Source organism: Salmonella sp. 32070601201500089SM (assembly GCF_017573605.1).
GTDB classification, from domain to species: Bacteria; Pseudomonadota; Gammaproteobacteria; order Enterobacterales; family Enterobacteriaceae; genus Salmonella; species Salmonella enterica.
Window position 1 is genome coordinate 100,322 of record NZ_JAGETK010000008.1, and the last position, 21,431, is coordinate 121,752.

General features: G+C 47.9%; 21 protein-coding genes. 11 read left to right on the forward strand and 10 right to left on the reverse strand.

The genetic code is table 11. The annotated features are described in order from the left end of the window. Positions 1 to 33: 33 nt before the first annotated feature. From sgcA to aac(6'), 4 genes are read left to right on the forward strand one after another with little or no spacing between them, the layout of a single operon-like run. Complete coding sequence (gene sgcA / locus J4728_RS14365) at positions 34 to 471, forward strand: SgcA family PTS sugar transporter subunit IIA (RefSeq protein ID WP_000606458.1); 438 nt, start codon at positions 34 to 36, stop codon at positions 469 to 471. An 11-nt stretch (positions 472 to 482) separates the two neighbouring features. Further along, on the forward strand, positions 483 to 1,115 hold the full coding sequence (locus J4728_RS14370; protein WP_208211949.1) for a ribulose-phosphate 3 epimerase family protein: 633 nt from the start codon (positions 483 to 485) through the stop codon (positions 1,113 to 1,115). A 15-nt stretch (positions 1,116 to 1,130) separates the two neighbouring features. After that, positions 1,131 to 1,922 (forward strand): DeoR/GlpR family DNA-binding transcription regulator, encoded by a 792-nt coding sequence (locus tag J4728_RS14375; protein ID WP_208211951.1) that lies wholly within the window; start codon positions 1,131 to 1,133, stop codon positions 1,920 to 1,922. Next, positions 1,922 to 2,359, forward strand: a complete 438-nt coding sequence (gene aac(6') / locus J4728_RS14380; RefSeq protein ID WP_000354860.1) for a cryptic aminoglycoside N-acetyltransferase AAC(6')-Iy/Iaa — start codon at positions 1,922 to 1,924, stop codon at positions 2,357 to 2,359. The genes J4728_RS14375 and aac(6') overlap by 1 nt, the downstream gene beginning before the upstream one ends. Before the next feature lie 46 nt (positions 2,360 to 2,405). Here aac(6') and J4728_RS14385 read toward each other — a convergent pair whose 3' ends face one another. From J4728_RS14385 to J4728_RS14405, 5 genes are all read right to left on the reverse strand, one after another. Beyond that, positions 2,406 to 3,608, reverse strand: a complete 1,203-nt coding sequence (locus J4728_RS14385; protein ID WP_000848077.1) for a lactate oxidase — start codon at positions 3,606 to 3,608, stop codon at positions 2,406 to 2,408. A gap of 11 nt (positions 3,609 to 3,619) precedes the next feature. Then, on the reverse strand, positions 3,620 to 4,195 hold the full coding sequence (locus J4728_RS14390) for a YceI family protein (protein WP_001024326.1): 576 nt from the start codon (positions 4,193 to 4,195) through the stop codon (positions 3,620 to 3,622). Between the two features lie 195 nt (positions 4,196 to 4,390). Further along, the gene (locus J4728_RS14395; RefSeq protein WP_208211953.1) at positions 4,391 to 6,046 is read right to left on the reverse strand and encodes a glucan biosynthesis protein D; all 1,656 of its coding nucleotides are present in this window, start codon (positions 6,044 to 6,046) and stop codon (positions 4,391 to 4,393) included. A gap of 219 nt (positions 6,047 to 6,265) precedes the next feature. Further along, positions 6,266 to 7,774, reverse strand: a complete 1,509-nt coding sequence (locus tag J4728_RS14400) for a carboxylesterase/lipase family protein (RefSeq protein WP_208211955.1) — start codon at positions 7,772 to 7,774, stop codon at positions 6,266 to 6,268. Between the two features lie 48 nt (positions 7,775 to 7,822). Then, positions 7,823 to 9,166: a VOC family protein gene (locus J4728_RS14405; RefSeq protein WP_208211957.1), complete on the reverse strand. Its 1,344-nt coding sequence runs from the start codon at positions 9,164 to 9,166 to the stop codon at positions 7,823 to 7,825. 292 nt (positions 9,167 to 9,458) lie between these two features. On the opposite strand from J4728_RS14405, the gene J4728_RS14410 reads away from it, so the two are divergent. Further along, on the forward strand, positions 9,459 to 10,382 hold the full coding sequence (locus J4728_RS14410) for a LysR substrate-binding domain-containing protein (protein WP_208211959.1): 924 nt from the start codon (positions 9,459 to 9,461) through the stop codon (positions 10,380 to 10,382). Between the two features lie 60 nt (positions 10,383 to 10,442). On the opposite strand, the gene J4728_RS14415 is transcribed toward J4728_RS14410, so the two are convergent. The 3 genes from J4728_RS14415 to J4728_RS14425 all read right to left on the reverse strand — a co-directional run bounded on the left by J4728_RS14415 (position 10,443) and on the right by J4728_RS14425 (position 13,662). Beyond that, on the reverse strand, positions 10,443 to 12,068 hold the full coding sequence (locus tag J4728_RS14415; protein WP_076031759.1) for a methyl-accepting chemotaxis protein: 1,626 nt from the start codon (positions 12,066 to 12,068) through the stop codon (positions 10,443 to 10,445). Positions 12,069 to 12,236: 168 nt separating this feature from the next. Continuing rightward, the gene (locus tag J4728_RS14420) at positions 12,237 to 13,355 is read right to left on the reverse strand and encodes an S-(hydroxymethyl)glutathione dehydrogenase/class III alcohol dehydrogenase (protein WP_000842141.1); all 1,119 of its coding nucleotides are present in this window, start codon (positions 13,353 to 13,355) and stop codon (positions 12,237 to 12,239) included. Positions 13,356 to 13,386: 31 nt separating this feature from the next. Continuing rightward, positions 13,387 to 13,662: a metal/formaldehyde-sensitive transcriptional repressor gene (locus tag J4728_RS14425; protein ID WP_001120770.1), complete on the reverse strand. Its 276-nt coding sequence runs from the start codon at positions 13,660 to 13,662 to the stop codon at positions 13,387 to 13,389. 522 nt (positions 13,663 to 14,184) lie between these two features. On the opposite strand from J4728_RS14425, the gene steB reads away from it, so the two are divergent. Continuing rightward, complete coding sequence (steB, locus tag J4728_RS14430; RefSeq protein WP_001540100.1) at positions 14,185 to 14,586, forward strand: type III secretion system effector SteB; 402 nt, start codon at positions 14,185 to 14,187, stop codon at positions 14,584 to 14,586. A gap of 128 nt (positions 14,587 to 14,714) precedes the next feature. Here steB and J4728_RS14435 read toward each other — a convergent pair whose 3' ends face one another. Beyond that, positions 14,715 to 15,431, reverse strand: coding sequence for a membrane protein (locus J4728_RS14435; protein ID WP_000997196.1), 717 nt, complete (start codon positions 15,429 to 15,431; stop codon positions 14,715 to 14,717). Between the two features lie 425 nt (positions 15,432 to 15,856). Between J4728_RS14435 and sseJ the strand changes: the two genes are divergently transcribed. Then, on the forward strand, positions 15,857 to 17,083 hold the full coding sequence (gene sseJ, locus J4728_RS14440) for an SPI-2 type III secretion system effector SseJ (RefSeq protein ID WP_001131436.1): 1,227 nt from the start codon (positions 15,857 to 15,859) through the stop codon (positions 17,081 to 17,083). Positions 17,084 to 17,203: 120 nt separating this feature from the next. Here the strand turns inward: sseJ and J4728_RS14445 are convergent, their stop codons facing one another. Next, a complete protein-coding gene (locus tag J4728_RS14445; protein ID WP_000281189.1) occupies positions 17,204 to 17,548 on the reverse strand; it encodes a DUF1294 domain-containing protein in 345 nt (114 codons plus the stop codon). 906 nt (positions 17,549 to 18,454) lie between these two features. On the opposite strand from J4728_RS14445, the gene J4728_RS14450 reads away from it, so the two are divergent. Genes J4728_RS14450 through J4728_RS14465 form a run of 4 tightly spaced genes read left to right on the forward strand, consistent with a single transcriptional unit; the run spans position 18,455 to position 21,303 of the window. Continuing rightward, positions 18,455 to 19,216: a transporter substrate-binding domain-containing protein gene (locus tag J4728_RS14450; RefSeq protein WP_131041357.1), complete on the forward strand. Its 762-nt coding sequence runs from the start codon at positions 18,455 to 18,457 to the stop codon at positions 19,214 to 19,216. Positions 19,217 to 19,222: 6 nt separating this feature from the next. Then, on the forward strand, positions 19,223 to 19,870 hold the full coding sequence (locus J4728_RS14455) for an amino acid ABC transporter permease (protein WP_208211961.1): 648 nt from the start codon (positions 19,223 to 19,225) through the stop codon (positions 19,868 to 19,870). A gap of 24 nt (positions 19,871 to 19,894) precedes the next feature. Next, positions 19,895 to 20,626: an amino acid ABC transporter ATP-binding protein gene (locus J4728_RS14460; RefSeq protein ID WP_001196340.1), complete on the forward strand. Its 732-nt coding sequence runs from the start codon at positions 19,895 to 19,897 to the stop codon at positions 20,624 to 20,626. Continuing rightward, positions 20,623 to 21,303 carry an amino acid ABC transporter permease gene (locus tag J4728_RS14465; RefSeq protein ID WP_000560166.1) on the forward strand — a complete coding sequence of 227 codons (681 nt, stop codon included), beginning with the start codon at positions 20,623 to 20,625 and terminating at the stop codon, positions 21,301 to 21,303. Before J4728_RS14460 ends, J4728_RS14465 begins: the two co-directional genes overlap by 4 nt. Positions 21,304 to 21,431 lie beyond the last annotated feature (128 nt).

Sequence of the window (21,431 nt, forward strand, 5' to 3'; positions counted from 1 at the left end):
GAGTAACCCGAACCGGCAAGGAGTCAACGATCGATGATTAATGATGTTAAGTGGGTTCAGGCGCAACGCCATGCCAGCGACTGGCGACACGCGCTGGATATCGCCGTTCGTCCGCTGATTACCTTCGGCGCGGCGGCCCCCTGCTACCTGGACGGTATTATTGAGAACACCCTTAAATGGGGGCCATATTATCTTATCGCGCCGGGGATTGCGCTGCCTCATGCCAGACCGGAGCAAGGCGCTAACCATAATCAAATCAGCGTCACTACGCTATCAACGCCAGTCGCTTTCGGTAATGCGGATTGCGATCCCATCTGGCTGTTGCTTTGCGCCAGCGCCACGGATGCCGAAGCACATATTCGCACCATTCAACGCATCAGCCAGTGGCTCGACTCGCCGGAAAGCGTCGCGATGCTGCAAGATGCGCCAAATGACGCCGCGCTTTTCGCGCAATTAACCGCATTGCGCTGATGGAGGTTTCGATGATCCTGCACCCTTCACTGGCCTCCGCCGATCCGCTGCGCTATGCCGAGGCGTTGACCGCTTTACACGATGCGCCTCTCGGCTCGCTGCATCTGGATATCGAAGATACCAGTTTCATCAACAATATTACCTTCGGTATGAAAACCATTCAGGCAGTCGCACAACACACTCGCCATCCGCTCTCATTTCACCTGATGGTCTCATCACCGCAACGCTGGTTACCCTGGCTTGCAGCTATCCGCCCCGGCTGGATTTTCATTCATGCCGAAAGCGTGCAAAACCCCTCGGAGATTCTGGCGGATATTCGCGCTATCGGGGCGAAAGCAGGACTGGCGCTTAACCCGGCAACGCCGCTATTGCCTTATCGTTATCTGGCATTGCAACTGGATGCGCTGATGATCATGACCAGCGAACCTGACGGGCGCGGGCAGCAATTTATCGCCACGATGTGTGAAAAAGTGAGCCAAAGCAGAGAGCATTTCCCTGCTGCGGAATGCTGGGCGGACGGCGGTATTACACTTCGCGCCGCACGGCTGCTTACCGCCGCAGGCGCACAGCATCTGGTGATTGGCCGGGCGTTGTTCACGACGGCGAACTATGATGTGACGTTGTCACAATTCACCGCGCTATAAAGGAGTCATATGCTGATGAGCCAACAGCGCCCCGACCGTATCAAACAGATGTTGCATTACCTTTGGCAACACAGGCACCTCTCAACACAACAAGCTATTGAGCTTTTTGGCTATGCAGAGGCAACCGTGCGCCGGGATTTTCACTATATTGCCAGCCGTTATCCCGGTATGGTTCGCGGCCATGGTTGTATTGACTTCGACGACAGTACGGAAGATAAAGAATATGTTTTCGACGTTAAGCGAACGTTACAAAGCGAGGCGAAACGCGAAATCGCCGCCCTCGCCCGCACGTTCATCAAGGATGGAGACTGCTTTTTTCTCGACTCCGGCTCCACCTGTCTGGAACTGGCAAAATGTCTGGTCGACGCCAAAGTAAAAGTCATTTGCAATGACATCAAAATCGCTAACGAACTGGGTGGCTTCCCACACGTAGAGAGCTACATTATTGGCGGACTGATTCGCCCCGGTTACTTTTCGGTGGGCGAGAGTCTGGCGCTGGAGATGATTAACGCCTTTGCCGTTGAACACGCCTTTATCTCCTGCGATGCGCTGTCGATTGAAACGGGCATCACCAACGCTACCATGTTTGAAGTAGGCGTCAAAACGCGCATTATTCAGCGCTCACGCGAGGTCATATTGATGGCCGATCACTCAAAGTTTGATACTGTAGAACCCCATGCGGTGGCGACGCTGTCCTGTATTACTACCATTCTTAGCGACAGCGCGCTCCCGTCTGCTATCGCCCGACGTTATCAGCAGGCGGGATGCCGTCTCATCATGCCAGACCCCTCATCAGGAGCGCGTTAATGGACATCAGGCAAATGAACAAAACCCATCTGGAGCTCTGGCGCGGATTGCGAAAACAGCTCTGGCCTGGTCACCCGGATGACGCCCATCTGGCGGACGGCGAAGAAATTCTGCAAACCGATCATCTGGCATCATTTATTGCGATGGCAGACGGGGTGGCGATTGGCTTTGCGGATGCCTCAATCCGCCACGATTATGTCAATGGCTGTGACAGTTCGCCCGTGGCTTTCCTTGAAGGTATTTTTGTTCTCCCCTCATTCCGTCAACGCGGCGTAGCGAAACAATTGATTGCAGCGGTGCAACGATGGGGAACGAATAAAGGGTGTCGGGAAATGGCCTCCGATACCTCGCCGGAAAATACAATTTCCCAGAAAGTTCACCAGGCGTTAGGATTTGAGGAAACAGAGCGCGTCATTTTCTACCGAAAGCGTTGTTGAGGGAAATCATACAGGAAAAGGTCGGGTATAGTACCCGACCTTTATATTACTGGGGCAGATCTTTTTCAGTTAACAAGCGTGTCGTTTTCACTTGTTCAATATTTCTGGCGCCACCCAACATCATGTTAATTGTCAGCTCTTTGTTTAGCTGTTCAATCACTGATGCCACACCCTGAGCGCCGCCAAGATTAAGACCGTATAATACAGGCCGGCCAACCGCCACAATATCCGCCCCGCTGGCTAACGCTTTGAATACGTGCGAACCACGGCGTACTCCACTGTCAAAAATAACAGGCACTCGCTTGTTGACGACTTTTGCAATCGCAGGAAGCATATCGAATGAGGACGGCCCGCTGTCTAATTGACGGCCACCATGGTTAGAAACCCATATTCCTGCGGCCCCGGCCTGGATAGCAATTTCAGCATCCTCCGGCGACTGAATGCCTTTTACGATAACCGGCAGACCGGAAATACGATGTACATAGGCAATATCCTCCGGCGTAAAGGCTTGTTTAGCCTGCGCGTAAATTTCACTTATCCCTGCCCCTTTGCCGGTTTTTGAACCATCGTCATTTTTTCTGGCGAACATTTCCAGGTTTGCAAAGCCCAACGGGAACTGGAAGTTATTTTTAATATCTTCTTCCCGATAACCACCGACAGGCGAATCTACGGTCAGAATAATCGCTTTAGCGCCATGCTTTACCGCTTGTGCAAGAATAAATTCGTTAAATTGATTATTCTTACTCATATAAAGCTGGAAGAAGAACGGATTTTTCCCGGAAACGTTAGCCACCTCTTCGATGGTCTTGTTGCCATAGGTGCTCAACGAGAAAATCGAACCGACCTGCGCCATGCCTTTCGCCGTCGCCAACTCTCCGGAGGCGTGGGCCAGGCCCTGCGCCGCCATCGGTGCCTGGATTATAGGCGTTTTAAGCGGAATACCCAGTAGCTGCGTTGATAAATCGATCTCTTTTAACTCAATGCCCTGTAATACGCGCGGCATAATATATTTTTTGTCAAAGCTTTCGGTGTTGCTGCGAAGGTTATTCTCATCTTCGGCTCCACCGCGAATATAACCAAATGCCCCTTTCTCCATTTTGGCCTGAACGCGCGCTTCCAGGGAGGCTACGTTCGTCATTTTTATTGCTTTTTCGTCCGTACTGGCTTTGTACTCTTCAGCATAAGCCAGGCCTGATGTTGCCAACATTGCCAGCGAGGCCACTACCCGAATGAGGTGATGAGTTTTCATCATTATTCCCTTTATTGCTTAACCGCTTCTGCCTGGATTTTTATATCGACAACTTTCGTCATCCCCATATCGACCAGATAATCTACACCCCACTGGGTGCGATCTATTTGCGTGACAAAATCACCGCCGCAAACCTGTGCCTTGAATATCGGGCTCATATAACAGCCAAACTTGGTGGTGGTTAAGGTGACGGGCTTAGTTACTCCCTTCATTGTTAACAAACCGTCAATAGAAACTGGTTTATTATCTTCAAAATGCCATTTTGTCGATTTAAATACTATTTCTGGATATTTTTCCGCATCCAGAATATCGCTACTGCGAATATGGTTATCAAACGCATCCACCCCGGTATTTAAGGCGCTCACGGGAATCGTCACGCGCATCTCTGCATCTTGCTTTTCCGGCTGATATTTCAGTTCGCCGCTAATAGCATAAAACCCGCCATGATTGGTTGAGGTCTGGAAATGATCGATATTAAATACCGCATTGGTATGCGTATTATCAAATTTATATACATCTGCATGAGCAGCACTTAATAAACCCAGAGACAGGACAACACCAAGAAAGCTCTTTTTCATTATATTCACTTTATATCTTAAATAAGGTGAAGCTATCTTAATGTTCCCTGTCCGTAGGATCGAGAGGGATAAACAGGAAGGACTGTTGCAAAAATAGAACGATGAAAAGGCCGTGTCACAAAAACAGCGGATCACGAATGAGTTTATGTCAGGGCAATTTCCGCAACCTGTACCGCCTTTGTGGCGGTACAGAAGGCAAAATGACTAACGCATGATACGATCGTCGACATAACGGCGCTTATCCGGCGCGGGCGGGAAATACTGATACAGCCAGGTTTCGCTGATAGCCTCCCCCTGGCAGCGCAGGAACATACGCATATCCACCGGTGCCGTAGAATCCGAGGTCGGATACCAGTCAAACTGGATACGATAACCGTCGAAAGGCTCTACGTAGAGGATCTCAATCTGCTTCGCCTCACCGCTGGAGAGTGTAATTACCGGCTCAATGCCTTTTGGCGCGGCCGCTTTCAGATCGCCGCCGACAAAATCAATAGCAAAACGGCGCGCCCATTTATCCGGGTAATGTTCGCCCGGCGCCCAACCTTCGGGAAAGCCGCCCATCCCTGTACGGGTCGCCATGACCCGCGCAAGCGGAGATTGTACCGGCGGCTGCGCGCTCCAGTACAAACGATAATTAAACGCCAGCGTATCCCCGGCTTTGATCGCTTTTTCCGGCTGCCAGAAACAGACCACATTATCCAGAGTTTCGCCAGTGGTTGGGATCTCCATCAGGCTAACCGCGCCTTTCCCCCACTTACTGCGCGGCTCCACCCACAGGCTCGGACGTTTGTTGTACCAGCCCATCACATCCTGATAATGCGAGAAATCGCGATCGAGTTGCAGCAGGCCGAACCCTTTTGGGTTATCGTCCATATATGCATTGAACTGCAATTTCTGCGGATTATTCAGCGGGCGGCAAATCCACTCGCCGTTACCCCGCCACATCGCCAGCCGATCGGAATCGTGAATTTGCGGATGAATGGTGTCGCATACCCGGCGTTCATTATTCCCACAGCTAAACATACTGGTCATCGGCGCAATGCCAAGTTGCTTAATATCTTTACGGGCGTAGAGATGGTTTTCTACATCCATGATCACCTGCGATTTTTCGCAATGAATCACAAATTTATACGCGCCCGTCACGCTGGCGCTGTCCAGCAGAGCGTAAACGGTAAACGTAGTATCGCCCGGCTTCGCGGTGTCAAACCAGAATGCGGTGAAGTCAGGGAACTCTTCCTGACCGTCAGTATAGGTATCTATCGCCAGCCCGCGAGCCGACAGGCCATACTGATAAGTATCATCTACCGCCCGGAAATAACTGGCGCCCAGGAAGGAGACGACATCGCGCCGCGCCAGTTCCGGCGCTTTAAAGACACGGAAACCGGCGAAACCGAGATCGCTCTGCCCTTCCAGTTGCGTCGTATCAACGCCGGCATCGTTGTATTTAAACAGTTCCGGGCGAAAATGAATCTCGCGAGCAAGATGCGTCGTCGTATCAACGGAAAACATGCGTACGCGACGACGGAAGCCCATCCCTACGTGGAAAAACTGAATATCGAGCTGCCGGTTGGCAACACCGTTCCAGAGTGAATGCGCCGCGTCATACTGAATGCTGTTATAGGCCTGCGGCGTCAGATTGGCGAGCGTATCCGGCAAGGGTCCCGGCGCGCCACCCCAGGGCTTTTTCGCTAACGCCTGGGCCATTGATTGCAGACCAGCAAAATCAAAACGGACAATTTTACCATTCGCAATATCGGATTCCGCGGCAAACGCCGCCTGAGAAAAGAGTGAAGCAATACCGCTGGAACCGCACACGGCGGCCATTGCCATTGAACCTTTAATAAATCGTCTACGATTCATACCTGAAAATGAGTCCTTCTGGTCTTGTGAATGGTCCCGCGCTGGTTTTTTCAGCAGCAAGAATGTGCCCGTTTCTGACCGCTCACTCTAGACAAAATTCATTAATAATCCAATTGTTGGTCGCCTGGAAACTGTGCAAAAGCGTAAATATTTTATGTCGATAAGAACCGACCGAATCGGATGTAAACCTCACGCAGCATTCTTCAGGTTATGAAAAGTTTATTCCAGACTAACGTGATGTTTCATGACTCGTTTAAACAGCGCCAGACGCGCACGCATAAAGCGGTTTTCCACTTTAAAACCGGCAAGTTTGTTCAGCCCAATCCGCAACAGACGATCTCGCCCCCGAATGCTGGCGGGCCAGCGAACCGGGCCGTGCAGCACGTCGCGCGTGCGGCTGGCATGACGAGCGAAATTCACCCAGTAATCCGCCACCTGCGAGGCAAAGGCCAGGTCATTCTCATTCACATAATGGCATGTGGGCTCAGCCCGCGTTAACGTATCGAATACATACGGTATTTCATTGCCATGACAGGCGCCATTCGCGTAGGTGTTATGCTCCGCTTCGGCGACATAATCAAACCAGTAACGCCAGCACGGTTCGCCGATCCGCTGCTGCGCTTGCATGACGACATAACCCAACGTGGTAAATACCATATCCCGACAGACCTGCCGCCCTAGTGCTTCGTCGCCTTTCACTCCAGGATAAAGCAGCCGGATTAACCCCAGGCCAACACGCCGCTCACGGCGCATTTTTTGAATTTGACCGGCAATATCGACGCCAAAAACTGCCAATACGCTGGCTTCATCGCTATTCGAGCCGATCATCACCGGTATCGGATGCTGTTTCGCCGCAAAGAAGGTTTCCAGCATCGGATGCGGCAGCACGACGTCGCCGGAAATCGGCGTCGGCGCAATTTTAAAAGGCGCGTCCAGCGGCCAAAACGTCTCTGCCGGTAAAGCGCGTAGCTGTTCGGCAGTGGCATGGGCTAAGCCAAGATGTTCTGCCAGCGCAACGCCTTTTTTTAGCGCCACCTCGCGGGGCGTATCCGGCAGCGTATAACCACTCTGAATAATCGCTTTATGAAAAAGCCCCTTCGCCAACGGCGAAGCCATCAACGACAGCACGCTGCGGGCGCCGGCGGATTCGCCAAATAACGTCACATTCTGCGTATCGCCGCCAAATGCGGCAATATTGTCCTGCACCCAACGCAGCGCAGCGATTTGATCGAGTAAAGCGAAATTATGAATACACTCCGCCTCTTCGCCTTCCAGCGCCGGATGCGCGAAAAAGCCCAGATGGCCAAGCCGATAATTGACCGTCACCACGATCGCGCCGCGCTTCGCCAGCGCTTGACCGTCATAGGGCGGCAAACTTCCCGCGCCAATAGTGTAACCGCCGCCGTGTAGCCAGACCATGACCGGCAACGGTTCATGACGTACGGCGGGAGCCCAGACGTTCAGGTAGAGACAGTCTGCGGAAAAATTTCCCGGATCGCCGCCGCCGAGTTCACGACACCAGGTAATATCCTGCCAACTGGCGCAGGAGAAACAATCCGCCTGGCGCACATCCTGCCAGGGCGTAACAGGCTGCGGCGCACGCCAGCGTAGCTCCCCTGTTGGCGGCGCGGCATAAGGTATACCGCGCCAGATATGGATTTCTTCCTGTACGACGCCCACGATTTTACCGTGACGCGTCGCCACCAGCGGGATGGAGGGATTCAACATAACGCCTTCCTTTTACAGTATCCTCACAGCCTGTGAAGCTTACCGCTTTTAAAGCAGACCGCAACGGCGTTTACTGCGTTCTTCCGCTTCCTGATATAACGAAAATTCATCCCGTACAGCACATCCCAGCGCCTGTTCAAAGGCGTCGCGGCTGGCATTGCCGTGGCTTCTGGCCAGCGTTTCATTTCCCAAATTCGACTGAAAAATGCCGGCTGCGCTGACCGGAAGAAAATCTTCATAGGTAATCGGCTGCGCGATCACCCAACCGCGCTCAATAAGCGGCTGCGGATCGTCGCCAGGATGGATCGCCTGACGATGCGCCTCGCCGGAAGGCGTTAAGCGATAACGGAACCAGGCAAGCCCCTGCTGGCGAAGCAGAAATTCGCTATCCGGAAAGGCGTTAAAGACCTCCCGCAAATGGAGTTGATGCGTGAAGTTGTCCTTACCCGTTCCCGCCTTGTGCAACAGTTCGTCATATAATCGACGACCTTTTGGCGTCAGCGCGACGCCACGTTGCTCAATTTCGCCGAAGCGCGCCGTGTGCGTACCCTGCTTTTCATCAACGAAGAGCACCTGCTCTTCCAGAGCTTTGAAACTGGTTTGCCGCAACAGAATAGGCACTTCGCGGCGAGGCGGACCTTCGATAAGAATTTTAGGCGTAATGCCGCACTCCGGCATCATGGCCTGTACCCGGTCGATATCCAGAGTACGTGGCGTCAGATGGTTAATGTGGCATCCCGGAAAACAGACCACGTCGGCAATTAAACGATGCTCACGATGCAGGCTGCGGTACGTTTCTTCATCAACGGTAGCCTGACGATGCCAGCGAAAAGTCTCCAGCGTTTCACGGACGAACTCTTCGGCCTGAGCAGCACTAAAACCGCCCTGCTCGTCGTACTCATCCAGCAATTGTCGGCAGCGCGATGTAAAAATATCCCGCTGCGATAAGATTTCCGCCGCCCGCTGGCGTAATGCCGCGTTTTCAATGAGCTCCAGGCGTAATAGCGAAGTGAACATGCGAAAGGGATTACGCGAGAGCGAAGCCTCGTCAATGGGACGAAATGCCGTGGAGTGCACAGGCACGCCCGCCTGAGAGAGATCGTAATAACTTACTGGGTACATCCCCATGATGGCGAATATCCGACGCAAGGTAGAAAGTTCTTCTGCGGTGCCAACACGAATGGCGCCATGCCGTTCCACGTTCAATCGCGCCAGTTCATCGGCATTAGCCAACTGCTCATGCTGTTTGGGATTATTTTCCAGCACCGCCAGATTCACGTCAGCCACAAGTTCCAGTAACGTACCGTACTGCGGAACTTCCTGCTGGTACATTGCCGACATTGCCTGCGAAAAGTGTTCCCGAATCTCATCTGCCGTGATGGTGTTCGCCATAATGTCATGCCTCCAGTGAATGTTACCTGGAGTGTAGAAAACCTCATCCATTCCGGGGAGAAGAATTTATAAAGTGTGATCCGGTCTGAATTCATTATGCAGAACGGATTGACATGAGCTGGCATATCCCCGACCACATCGCGGCTTAACACGCTTAACGGCAGTTGAATCATCAGTAAAATAAAACAGTTGTAACTTGAAATGGTAAAATGTTAATAATATTTTGCTATCAGGTTATCAAAAACAAACAACTTTACTTGTCACCCGCACGGCTCTGTTTTTAACATCGCTTATGGAAAAAAATGGTCTGTTTAGTCAGCGCATTCGGTTGCGCCACCTTCATACATTTGTCGCCGTTGCGCAACAGGGAACTCTGGGGCGCGCGGCTGAAACCCTTAACCTGAGCCAGCCAGCGCTTTCTAAAACGCTGAACGAACTGGAACAACTCACCGGAACCCGTCTGTTCGAACGCGGGCGACTGGGCGCGCAATTAACGGTTCCTGGCGAACAATTTTTGACTCATGCGGTAAAAGTATTAGATGCATTGAATACCGCCGGGCAGGCGCTGAATCGCAAAGAGGACGCCAGCGCCGATGTGGTGCGTGTTGGCGCGCTCCCCACCGCTGCGCTGGGTATACTCCCGGCGGCTATTGGGCGGTTCCATCAACAGCAAAAATCGACCTCGTTACAGGTCGCGACCATGAACAATACGATGTTGCTTGCAGGTCTGAAATCAGGCGAGATCGATCTGGGTATTGGCCGCATGTCAGACCCGGAATTAATGGGCGGTTTAAATTACGAACTGCTGTTTTTAGAATCGCTTAAATTAGTGGTACGCCCCGGTCATCCCCTGTTACATGAGACGATCACGCTCAGTCGGGTTATGGAGTGGCCGGTAGTCGTCTCGCCAAAAGGCACGGTACCGCGCCAGAATGCGGAAGCCCTGTTGCAAAGCCAGGGGTGTAAAATGCCTGCCGGATGTATCGAAACGCTATCCGCATCGTTATCACGACAACTGACCGTAGATTACGATTACGTCTGGTTCGTCCCCTCTGGCGCGGTTAAAGAAGATCTTCGCCAGGCGACGCTGGTCTCATTACCCGTGCCGACCCAGAGCGCAGGCGAACCGATAGGTATTCTTACGCGAGTTGATATCCCGCTCTCAACCGGGGCGCAAATGCTGATTGCGGCGATCCGTAAATCGATGCCGCTGTGATAGCGGCTGTCGGAGAATAAACGCGCCCGCGGCTAAAATAGCCCGCTGGCGCGACGCTTACTAAAGGAAGGATGATCGCATCGTCGCGCCAGTATCCTGTAAACGAAACGCATCAACGGCTTGCGTCAAGCGGGCAGCCTGTTCTTCAAGCGAAGCTGCCGCCGCGGACGCCTCTTCGACCAGCGACGCGTTTTGTTGCGTAACCTTGTCCATCTCAGAAATCGCCTGACTGACCTGAACAATACCGCGACTTTGCTCATCAGAGGCTGCCGCGATATCGAGCATAATATCGGTGACGCGTTTGACGGCATCCACAATCTCATTCATGGTGCTCCCCGCAGCGATAACCTCTTCAGATCCTTGTTCAATCAGGCTGACCGATGCGCCGATCAAGCCTTCAATCTCTTTTGCCGCCTGCGCGCTGCGACTGGCGAGGGTACGAACCTCACTGGCGACCACCGCAAAACCGCGTCCTTGTTCCCCGGCGCGTGCCGCCTCGACCGCCGCGTTTAGCGCCAGGATGTTGGTCTGGAAAGCGATACTGTTAATGACGGCGGTAATTTCCGAGATTTTTTTCGAGCTGGTGGAAATATTCCCCATCGTTTGTACGACCCCGGAAACCATCTGGCCTCCGCGACTGGCTTTACCGGAAGCATCTTCCGCTAGTTTGCTGGCGTGATGCGCATTATCCGCATTCTGTTTAACGGTTGCCGTCAACTGTTCCATACTGGCCGCAGTTTGTTCAATGGCGGCAGCCTGCTGTTCAGTACGAGAAGATAAATCCGTATTACCAGCAGTAATTTCGCTGGTGCCTCGATAAATTTCCTCCGCCCCCTGACGCACCGCCCCTACCGTTTGTTGCAACGCATGCTGCATCTGCTGAAGATGATGACTCAAGCGACCAATTTCACTGCGTCCTGTGGGCTCGTCAGCCATGGTCAGATCGCCGGCCGCAATGCGTTCGATACGTGACGCAGACTGCTGCAAGGGTTGTATCACCGTGCGACGCAGCGCCATGAAGGTCATTAACGTCAATACCAGCGCCAGCGTAAATGCGCCAATCATAAACATCATACCGAGCCGGGTACGTTGGTAAGCCTGCTCGCTAAGTAGTCTCGCCCGCTCGGTGCGCAGTTCAATCGCTTTCAACAGGACATGGTTATATGCGGCATCCAGTTGTTTTGCCTGCTCGTTTTCATGATTAATGATCGCTTCGAACATGCCATTTTTGGCAAATTTCAGCATCGGTTGCAGGCCGTTGATATAGGCGGTGTAGCGGGCGTTTAACTCGTTATCCAATGCGTCATCTGCGGGTGTTTTCACCGCTCTGGACATATAAGCGTTAAAGCCGTCCTGAGACTGCTTGATCCGCGTTTCCGCAGCGGCAATATTGGCTTTCATTTCATCCATTTCAGCAATCCGGCTCGCCGCGCCAGCGTGGATCATATTGATACGTGCGGTACGTAAGTGGTTAGCGCTGTTGGATAATCCCATCCGTACCTGAATCTCGTCCGTGACATCACGCTGATCGCGATCGGCCTGTAACAGAAAATAGCCTGCCAGCCCGGCGCTCAAAGCAAAAAGAAGAAGGATGCCACCGAGAATGGAGGAAAACAGCGGAACCAGCCGAATATGATGCAGGAAGCCCAGTTTATGCGAGGCTTGCATCGAGAATGTGTTGCCCATGACCGTCGACTCTCTTGTAAGTTTTATGCGTAAAACACGCCCGTTAGATAGTCATCGGCACTTCGTGACGTTTGCTTATCGCGAAAAGCATCGCCTTCGTCACATTTTCACAACATTCATTCCAGAAAATTCAGAAAAGCGCCAGCGGAAAATCCGCTGGCGGATGAATCAGTTATCGCCAAAATGGATAACAGTACGGATGGATTTACCCTGATGCATCAGTTCAAAGGCATCGTTAATCTGCTCCAGCGGCAGGCGGTGAGTAATAAAAGGATCTAAACGGATTTTACCGTTCATCGCATCTTCGACCATCCCTGGCAGCTGCGTGCGCCCTTTCACGCCGCCAAAGGCGGAGCCACGCCAGACGCGACCGGTCACTAGCTGGAAGGGACGGGTTTTGATTTCCTGCCCTGCCCCCGCTACGCCAATAATAATGCTTTCGCCCCAGCCTTTATGACAACATTCCAGCGCTGCTCGCATCACGTTAACGTTGCCGATACATTCAAAACTGAAATCTACGCCGCCATCAGTAAGCTCAACAATAACGTCCTGGATCGGTTTGTCGTAATCATTCGGATTAATAAAGTCCGTGGCCCCCATTTCGCCCGCCAGCGTAAATTTTTCCGGATTCGTGTCGACAGCTAAAATACGCCCGGCTTTAGCCTGAACCGCGCCCTGAATAACCGCCAGCCCAATACCGCCTAAACCAAAAACGGCAACGGTGTCGCCCGCTTTCACTTTAGCGGTGTTATGGACGGCGCCAATACCAGTCGTCACGCCACAGCCCAACAGACACACTTTATCCAGCGGCGCCTGCGGGTTCACTTTCGCCAGAGAAATTTCCGCGCAAACGGTATATTCGCTGAACGTGCTGGTTCCCATATAGTGATAAACGGGTTCGCCGTTATAAGAAAAGCGGGTAGTGCCATCCGGCATCAGCCCTTTTCCCTGAGTGGCGCGTACGGCCTGACAAAGGTTAGTTTTACCGGACTTACAGAACTTACACTCGCCGCATTCCGCCGTATACAGTGGAATAACATGATCGCCGGGTTTCAGGCTGGTGACCCCCTCGCCGACCTCGACTACCACGCCGCCGCCTTCGTGACCCAGGACTGCCGGGAATACGCCTTCCGGATCATCGCCGGAAAGGGTAAAAGCATCGGTATGGCAAACGCCGGTATGAGTGATTTTGACCAGAACTTCGCCTTTTTTCGGCGGCGCAACGTCAATCTCGACAATTTTTAACGGCTGACCGGGACCAAAAGCAACTGCTGCACGTGATTTCATATATCTCTTCCTGTTACGGTGAGGGAAATTGTTATTTTAGATAAGCGCGAAGAAGATGGCCGATTTCCGCCATCCGAACCGCGCGCTGATCTGGCGTGGTCTCCCCGCTGACCAGCTCATCTTTCAGATGGATTTCAACCATTTCACTCATCAGGCCATTAGACGCGCCGCGCACGGCGGCAATCTGTTGCAGAATCGCCAGACAAGGTTCGCCAGACTCAAGCGCCCGCTCCAGCGCTTCGACCTGCCCGCGTATGCGACGAACACGGGTAAGGATACGTTTTTTATCTTCAGGTGAATGCGGCATTCGACCTCCATATACTATAGGGGGGTATACTATCAGAATTTTATGTTTATGTAATTGTAAAATTACACACAATATAAAAATCAATAGCTTATAGATTTCCGGCATAGACCATCAAGAATCAGTTCACATTCAGCATATTCAGCTCATGGGAACTTTTTCAGGCCACAGACAATAAACACCAAAGCTTTCTTTCTAAGCTGCAATGTTCTGCCCGACTGGGGCACAGAGGTAATGCCGGTAAATCCAGTCCCATTACCCAGAAGTAAATATTTGCTTAATAGTTTTTATTTACTCACCAGGTGGTAATGAATAAAGGTTATGATATGAAGATGTCAGTCTTGTAAGAACGTAACATCACAACTGCGATACACCGCCGACGGGTAGCGAAAATATCTCAACCCTGTGTCTTTCCAGGCTTAGTCAATGTGGACAAAAAATCAAATGAGCGTTATTTGAAAGATTTTTAATACCCAAAAGCGTCATCATTATTGTTAATTTGAAATCAATCTCAGGTAATAATCCATGCCTATTTCGATTTGTAAACATGGTGCTCCTTTTGTTGTTCAACATGAAAATCGGTACGGTTCCGGTGCAAGTCAGTCATCATCACTTTCAAAATCAATCCGCCATATTAGCAACTCTCATGAGGAAATAAAATTTATAAGTTGCTATAGTGCAAATGGAGCCTGTTTTTCCAATGCACAGATGCTAGCCAATGCCTCAGGGAGGCCTGTTATAGGTTACTATGGGAAAATAAATAAGTTAACAGCCAGTCTGGATAATAGCGGTCGTATATTCCGCCCACAGCATAAGCTTGCGGCCAATATTTGTTATGTAGGTAATCGGCTTCTGAGCGCTCCAGTTCAACTTGGGTTTGGCCTGAAACATCTGCTAACCTGTCACTCAAATGGTAATGTCAGATAAAGTGTCATGCCATGTCCTTCCCGGCATTGCTATTCCACAGCCTACAGATATGGGCGCTCAGTTCTTTCCTCAATCGTTGCTATGGGAAGTTCTGCCGTCATTTCACGCTCTTGCCAACCAGCATTTTATTAAAGCCTGACTTTTACCAGGGTAATTTCATAAGAGTGTCCATCTTCTGGTCTAAAAATAATAAATCTATTGTTATTTTTAGTAAAGGATTTCGACAAAATAAAACTATCATGATATCTGGCCAGGACGTAGTACCAGCCTCCATCATACAATATCATTTCGTATTCTTTCTTTAATTGTGGTTTATAGATCCCAACAAAAAAAGAAAATATAAAAAAATATATAATAAAACCAAGCATAACTATAGTGAAACAATGCCTTCGCACCCAACTGAGTTGCGTAAAACAAATCACTGGCATCAATTTACTATAAAAACGCATCCCCACCGATAAGCATAAAGCCACCAGTAAAATGATAAAAAAAAGCTCCCACAAAAACGATTCTGTTAAGAGAGAAAACTCGATAACAATTGGAATAAAGAACAAAACCGCTGCCAAAAAAAGACGTAAAAAGCTAAGGTCGTGGATACGTGCTTTTTGCTTTACTAGAAAAAATAATAGAATACCCACTCCCCACGCTATTATGAATATAGCCATCAGGCTAATCGCATGGAATAGACTTCGGGCAATGTTGTCAGGGCCGACGCCTACATACCACCACGGGAAACCATAGTACGCGGAGACGCCCCAGCCATAAAAATAGGCGCTTCCCCATCCCAAACCACCTAAATAGGCCAAAAGCATCGAAGAGTTTTTAATAATTGAATCATCATTCATTATAGTTAACTCACTTAAGAAATATTTAATATGAAAATAGAAATCAAAATGTCACATAAAACACTAGCACTTTAGCAATAATAGTCGGATGATAAGTTTGTCTGTTTTTCCTGAGTATCAAGCCAGCTCATACTCACGCCAGCACACTAAAATCAGGAGTGGCTTCTTTTTTAGATCTTTGCCTTAGCCAGGCGCATACTCAATAATGATAGCAGTCAGATAATATGTACCCGGTATTAACCTCACGTTGTTGATGATGTATTTACTTCGCTGAAAAATAATAAACACTGCATACATTTTATTGACGGCGACAAACTGTGAAAAAGGCGCAATTCCATATACACCATTTACCTGATTACTTTTCTTGCTAATATTTGCTAATTAATGCTTTGCTAAAGCGTGTTTAATAAAGTAAGGAGGACACCATGCCATTGAGTGTTGGACAGGGTTATTTTACATCATCTATCAGTTCTGAAAAATTTAATGCGATAAAAGAAAGCGTACGCCTTCCGGAATTAAGTTTATGGGAGAAAATCAAAGCATATTTCTTTACCACCCACCATGCAGAGGCGCTCGAATGTATCTTTAATCTTTACCACCATCAGGAACTGAATCTAACACCGGTACAGGTTCGCGGAGCCTACATCAAACTTCGAGCCTTAGCGTCTCAGGGATGTAAAGAACAGTTTATTATAGAATCACAGGAACACGCCGATAAGTTGATTATTAAAGATGATAATGGTGAAAATATTTTATCTATTGAGGTTGAATGTCATCCGGAAGCTTTTGGTCTTGCCAAAGAAATCAATAAATCACATCCCAAGCCCAAAAATATTTCTTTGGGTGATATTACCAGACTAGTATTTTTTGGCGACAGCTTGTCTGACTCCTTAGGGCGTATGTTTGAAAAAACACATCATATCTTACCCTCCTATGGTCAATACTTTGGCGGAAGGTTTACTAATGGATTTACCTGGACTGAGTTTTTATCATCTCCACACTTCTTAGGTAAAGAGATGCTTAATTTTGCTGAAGGGGGAAGTACATCGGCAAGCTATTCCTGCTTTAATTGCATCGGTGACTTTGTATCAAATACGGATAGACAAGTCGCATCTTACACCCCTTCTCACCAGGACCTGGCGATATTTTTATTGGGGGCTAATGACTATATGACACTACACAAAGATAATGTAATAATGGTCGTTGAGCAACAAATTGATGATATTGAAAAAATAATTTCCGGTGGCGTTAATAATGTTCTGGTCATGGGGATTCCCGATTTGTCTTTAACACCTTATGGCAAACATTCTGATGAAAAAAGAAAGCTTAAGGATGAAAGCATCGCTCACAATGCCCTGTTAAAAACTAATGTTGAAGAATTAAAAGAAAAATACCCCCAGCATAAAATATGCTATTACGAGACTGCCGATGCATTTAAGGTGATAATGGAGGCGGCCAGTAATATTGGTTATGATACGGAAAACCCTTATACTCACCACGGCTATGTACATGTTCCCGGGGCTAAAGACCCTCAGCTAGATATATGTCCGCAATACGTCTTCAACGACCTTGTCCATCCAACCCAGGAAGTCCATCATTGTTTTGCCATAATGTTAGAAAGTTTTATAGCTCATCATTATTCCACTGAATAAAGCTCCATCGGCTGCGGTACGTCTTGAGCAAAACACAGCTCAATATCATAGTGCCGGTGGCATGAAAATATGATGCTATCTTTGCTGCCGATTGGTAAATAAGTGATACATAGTCTATGTTCAGTAAGACAAAAATGGATAGAGTCGATAGATCGCCACCGTAACTACAATACTCACTATCACACTGACGATAAAGTATGTTTTGAATGGCTGCTTTTGCGTTTTATGACGGAAGAGTTGTTGACCAACAATCGCACCAGGCCACCCACCGACAGCCCCAAACACCAACAAAGTGGATTCCGGCACTCTGCGCCAGGTTTTACGTGCCGCCGTTTTGTCTATACCGTAGATCGCCAGCGTTAGTACATTGGCGAGCAGGAACCACATCGCGACGGGATGCGATGTAAAAATGCTTCCGACCGCAGCGGAGATCAGGAGTAAATAACAAAAGCGGTTAAGATACATATCATTATGTCATAGCAATAATTAGGGGCATCGGAGCCCATTATACGCGATACATGCGCCTATGTGATGTAGAATTTTTTTCACTCAGCCAACGAGTCATTAAGGATTCATTTTTAATTACCATGGTAATCATAAGGTAATTAACGGCTGTGAACACGATTAAAATGGGTAAAGCCACCGAAAATGTTACCACCTTAACCGTTGCCAGGATAACTTAATGAAAAACCCTCTTTATTGCTGTTTGTTATCCGGTTGGCAGTCTCAGTTTTGGATTTATTAATCGTATTTATATTTATTACATAAGATGTACGATGTTAATTTGAGAATTTTATCTCAACAACCGTATATATTCAGATATTTCTGAATTAAGATTATCATCGATTAAAACAAGTTAACGTTTTGATAAACATAACAACATCGTCAGAAATCCTGATTTGTTATCGTTTGTTCATGAGACAAATAATTTATATGCTTGCAAATATAGATAGCACGCAAATCAACTTAGCTCAAAAAATGTATTTGACAAGAAAAGATAAGTCTTTATATTGGCCCTGGATAGAGTGGTAAGATGATAATTAGAGACATGAAAGACACCGTCACTGAAGCATTTATCTGCTTATCATGTAAATATGTATGCGTAAATGGAGCATAAACTATGTCCAGTATACTAATGTCTATGGTATCTTTACATTTTCACCTTTCATGGTGTCGCTGCACTCATATCCAGTTGATATCTCATGGTATATTCAATCCATTCCCTTTGATGATTCCTGTCAAACCTCCTGATTAAATTAGTTAACAGCGATGGAATACATAACGTTAAGTACTTTACGCCTGCAAATGTCAGGCTCACGCCCTAATGCTTAATTTATAATACGCATTACCTTACTACAGGAAATAGATAGCATGTTATGCAAAAAATTTGGCTTATCGATGATAGTGTTGGGAATAATGTCGTCTTCAGCGTTTGCTGATAGCATCGTTGAAGGGAGAACACTCAATGTCGCAGTATCACCAGCCTCTCCCCCTATGTTATTTAAAAGTGCTGATGGCAAATTGCAGGGGATAGATCTGGAGCTTTTTTCGTCTTACTGTCAGTCACGGCATTGTAAGCTAAACATCACCGAATATGCCTGGGATGGAATGCTTGGCGCAGTGGCGAGTGGTCAGGCAGATGTAGCATTTTCGGGAATTTCAATCACAGATAAACGTAAGAAAGTTATTGATTTCTCTGAACCTTATTACATCAACTCTTTTTATCTGGTCAGTATGGCCAATCATAAAATAACGCTCAATAACCTCAATGAATTAAATAAATATTCTATTGGATACCCTCGAGGAATGGCTTACTCCGACCTTATCAAAAACGATCTGGAGCCCAAAGGATACTACTCGTTAAGTAAAGTAAAATTGTATCCAACCTATAATGAGACGATGGCTGATCTAAAAAATGGCAATCTTGATCTGGCTTTTATAGAAGAGCCGGTTTATTTTACCTTCAAAAATAAGAAAAAGATGCCGATAGAAAGTCGTTATGTTTTCAAGAATGTTGATCAACTTGGCATTGCCTTTAAGAAAGGCTCTCCCGTGCGCGATGATTTTAACTTATGGCTTAAAGAGCAAGGGCCACAAAAAATATCTGGCATCGTCGATAACTGGATGAAATAGTAAGCTATGTCATCAGGTAATATGCTGGCTATCTTTTATTTCCTATTGGAAGGGATTGGTAATACGCTGCTTGTAACATTTACCTGTTTTCTCTCAGCGTTTTTGACCGGGCTTACAGTCGCCGTATTACGGCGACTATCCCCTCTTCCACTACAGAAGATACTCGACGTACTGGTCTTTATTCTTCGGGGAATTCCAATACTTATTGCTGTTTTTCTTGTTTATTTTGGATTACCATCGATTGGCATATATGTTTCACCACTGGTGGCCATGAACCTCAGCGTCGGCTTAATCAGCGGGAGTTATCTTGCCGAGGTGTTCAGAGGGGCGCTTAAATTAGTTGAGCCATTCGAAATAACGGTAGCGAAAGTAGCAGGAATGCGTCAATTACAGGTTATAATAAATATTGAACTGCCACAGATGTTGCGATTTTCTGTGCCCGGTATTATCAATGAGTTTTCTTCTGTATTAAAAGCGACGCCCTTTGCTTATACTGTAGGCATCGCTGAAATAACGAAGCAGGCAATGTCACTGACAGCCATCACGCTGAACGGGTTACAGATCTATACCCTTGCCGGGGTATTATATTTCATTATTTATAAAGTATTTACTCTTCTGGCCAGAGTGTTTGAGAAAAAATATCGCATCAGTTGAACCATAAAAATAGAGGTGATACTCATGGCTTTACTGAAACTAAAAGAGATAAGTAAGGAATATTCAGGAAAAAAGGTTCTTGATACGGTTAGTCTGAAAATTCAATCGGGAGACATGAAAGTAGTCATGGGGCCATCAGGTTGTGGAAAAACGACGCTTTTACGCTGTCTGCTTCGATTAGAAGAACCTGATTATGGCAATATTTATTTTCACGGGAAAAATATTTACGACAAAGAATTTACTATTCTTGAGTTCAGAAAAAAAGTTGGTTGTGTCTTCCAGAATTACGCTTTGTATCGCCATCTTAACGTCATGGATAATATTACCCTTGCCCTATGTAAAGTGTTTGGCATGCCGGGACAACTAGCCCGGGAGAAAGCCTTACATGAGCTACAAAAACTTGATATGGCCTCGCATAGCGCGAAATACCCTTCGCAATTATCGGGCGGCCAGCAACAGCGCGTCGCCCTGGCCCGTACAATGGTCACCGACCCAGAACTCATTATTTTTGATGAGCCGACGTCTGCGCTTGATCCGCTCATGACTCGTGAAGTCGGAATGTTGATCAAGCAACTTCACGACAATGGCGTCACTATATTATGCGTCACTCATGATATTCGCCTCGCCAGATTACTAAGCGATAACGTAACGTTTCTTAATCATGGCAAGATTCGTGCAGAAGGCGCTTTTACCGATCTTGCCTTACGAGAAACGGATCCAGATATCCACTGTTTTTTTAGCGAGGCACAACGATGATCGCTGGCTGGTCTCTCTTCTTTAATGACCTGACTGAACAACTGCCACTTGTTGTGGACGGTATTAAAGAAACCTGTAAACTTGCGCTGATTGTTTCCATCACCGGTTTTTTGTGGGGAATTATTATTTTCTTTCTGAGCCTGAGCCATCGCCCCGTGGTAAAAGCCATAACTCGACTGTACATGGATTTCTTTATCGGTACGCCACTCATTCTTATTCTGTTTGTTATCTATTATGGTTTACCTCAATCTGGCATTCACCTGTCCTCTTTTACCGTGGCGGTTACAGGTTTTACCTTGAATGTCGGCGCATATAATGCCGCGTACATGACAACGGCCTATAACGCATTGAATAAGTATGAAACGGAGGCAGCAGTCGTTCAGGGGTTGAACAAACGGCAGGTCTTTTTGTGGATTATACTGCCTCAGGTATTGCTGTCTTCCATTCCAGCCTTAACGAATCAGGTGATTAATAACCTTAAAGACAGCACCATCGTTTTTCTTATCCAATATACTGAGTTTTTCGCGCGAATTCAGGAGGTTGCTGCAACCAGCTTTAAATTCTTCCATGCTTACCTTTTTGCCGCCATAGTGTATCTTATTGGCGTTACCTTTATCGTCGGTTTGACCCGGTTTTTAGAGCATAGACTGCTTCGCCATTACGGTCAGGGTTACTGAGTTGCACTGCACTATTCTGATTAATTCACCACTGACATTATCAAAGTTATTTTTATTTAGTGTTGGTTAAGATTTTAACCTTCATTATTGCGTTAGATGTCCATTCTGGTCTAAGTCTTACTCCATTG

Bases quoted from the DNA above. Each gene is read 5' to 3' on its own strand.
- sgcA (WP_000606458.1), top strand. From the start codon at position 34: ATGATTAATGATGTTAAGTGGGTTCAGGCGCAACGCCATGCCAGCGAC.
- J4728_RS14370 (WP_208211949.1), top strand. From the start codon at position 483: ATGATCCTGCACCCTTCACTGGCCTCCGCCGATCCGCTGCGCTATGCC.
- J4728_RS14375 (WP_208211951.1), top strand. From the start codon at position 1,131: ATGAGCCAACAGCGCCCCGACCGTATCAAACAGATGTTGCATTACCTT.
- J4728_RS14385 (WP_000848077.1), bottom strand. From the start codon at position 3,608: ATGAAAACTCATCACCTCATTCGGGTAGTGGCCTCGCTGGCAATGTTG.
- J4728_RS14395 (WP_208211953.1), bottom strand. From the start codon at position 6,046: ATGAATCGTAGACGATTTATTAAAGGTTCAATGGCAATGGCCGCCGTG.
- J4728_RS14400 (WP_208211955.1), bottom strand. From the start codon at position 7,774: ATGTTGAATCCCTCCATCCCGCTGGTGGCGACGCGTCACGGTAAAATC.
- J4728_RS14405 (WP_208211957.1), bottom strand. From the start codon at position 9,166: ATGGCGAACACCATCACGGCAGATGAGATTCGGGAACACTTTTCGCAG.
- J4728_RS14410 (WP_208211959.1), top strand. From the start codon at position 9,459: ATGGAAAAAAATGGTCTGTTTAGTCAGCGCATTCGGTTGCGCCACCTT.
- J4728_RS14415 (WP_076031759.1), bottom strand. From the start codon at position 12,068: ATGGGCAACACATTCTCGATGCAAGCCTCGCATAAACTGGGCTTCCTG.
- J4728_RS14420 (WP_000842141.1), bottom strand. From the start codon at position 13,355: ATGAAATCACGTGCAGCAGTTGCTTTTGGTCCCGGTCAGCCGTTAAAA.
- J4728_RS14425 (WP_001120770.1), bottom strand. From the start codon at position 13,662: ATGCCGCATTCACCTGAAGATAAAAAACGTATCCTTACCCGTGTTCGT.
- steB (WP_001540100.1), top strand. From the start codon at position 14,185: ATGCCTATTTCGATTTGTAAACATGGTGCTCCTTTTGTTGTTCAACAT.
- J4728_RS14435 (WP_000997196.1), bottom strand. From the start codon at position 15,431: ATGAATGATGATTCAATTATTAAAAACTCTTCGATGCTTTTGGCCTAT.
- sseJ (WP_001131436.1), top strand. From the start codon at position 15,857: ATGCCATTGAGTGTTGGACAGGGTTATTTTACATCATCTATCAGTTCT.
- J4728_RS14445 (WP_000281189.1), bottom strand. From the start codon at position 17,548: ATGTATCTTAACCGCTTTTGTTATTTACTCCTGATCTCCGCTGCGGTC.
- J4728_RS14450 (WP_131041357.1), top strand. From the start codon at position 18,455: ATGTTATGCAAAAAATTTGGCTTATCGATGATAGTGTTGGGAATAATG.
- J4728_RS14455 (WP_208211961.1), top strand. From the start codon at position 19,223: ATGTCATCAGGTAATATGCTGGCTATCTTTTATTTCCTATTGGAAGGG.
- J4728_RS14460 (WP_001196340.1), top strand. From the start codon at position 19,895: ATGGCTTTACTGAAACTAAAAGAGATAAGTAAGGAATATTCAGGAAAA.
- J4728_RS14465 (WP_000560166.1), top strand. From the start codon at position 20,623: ATGATCGCTGGCTGGTCTCTCTTCTTTAATGACCTGACTGAACAACTG.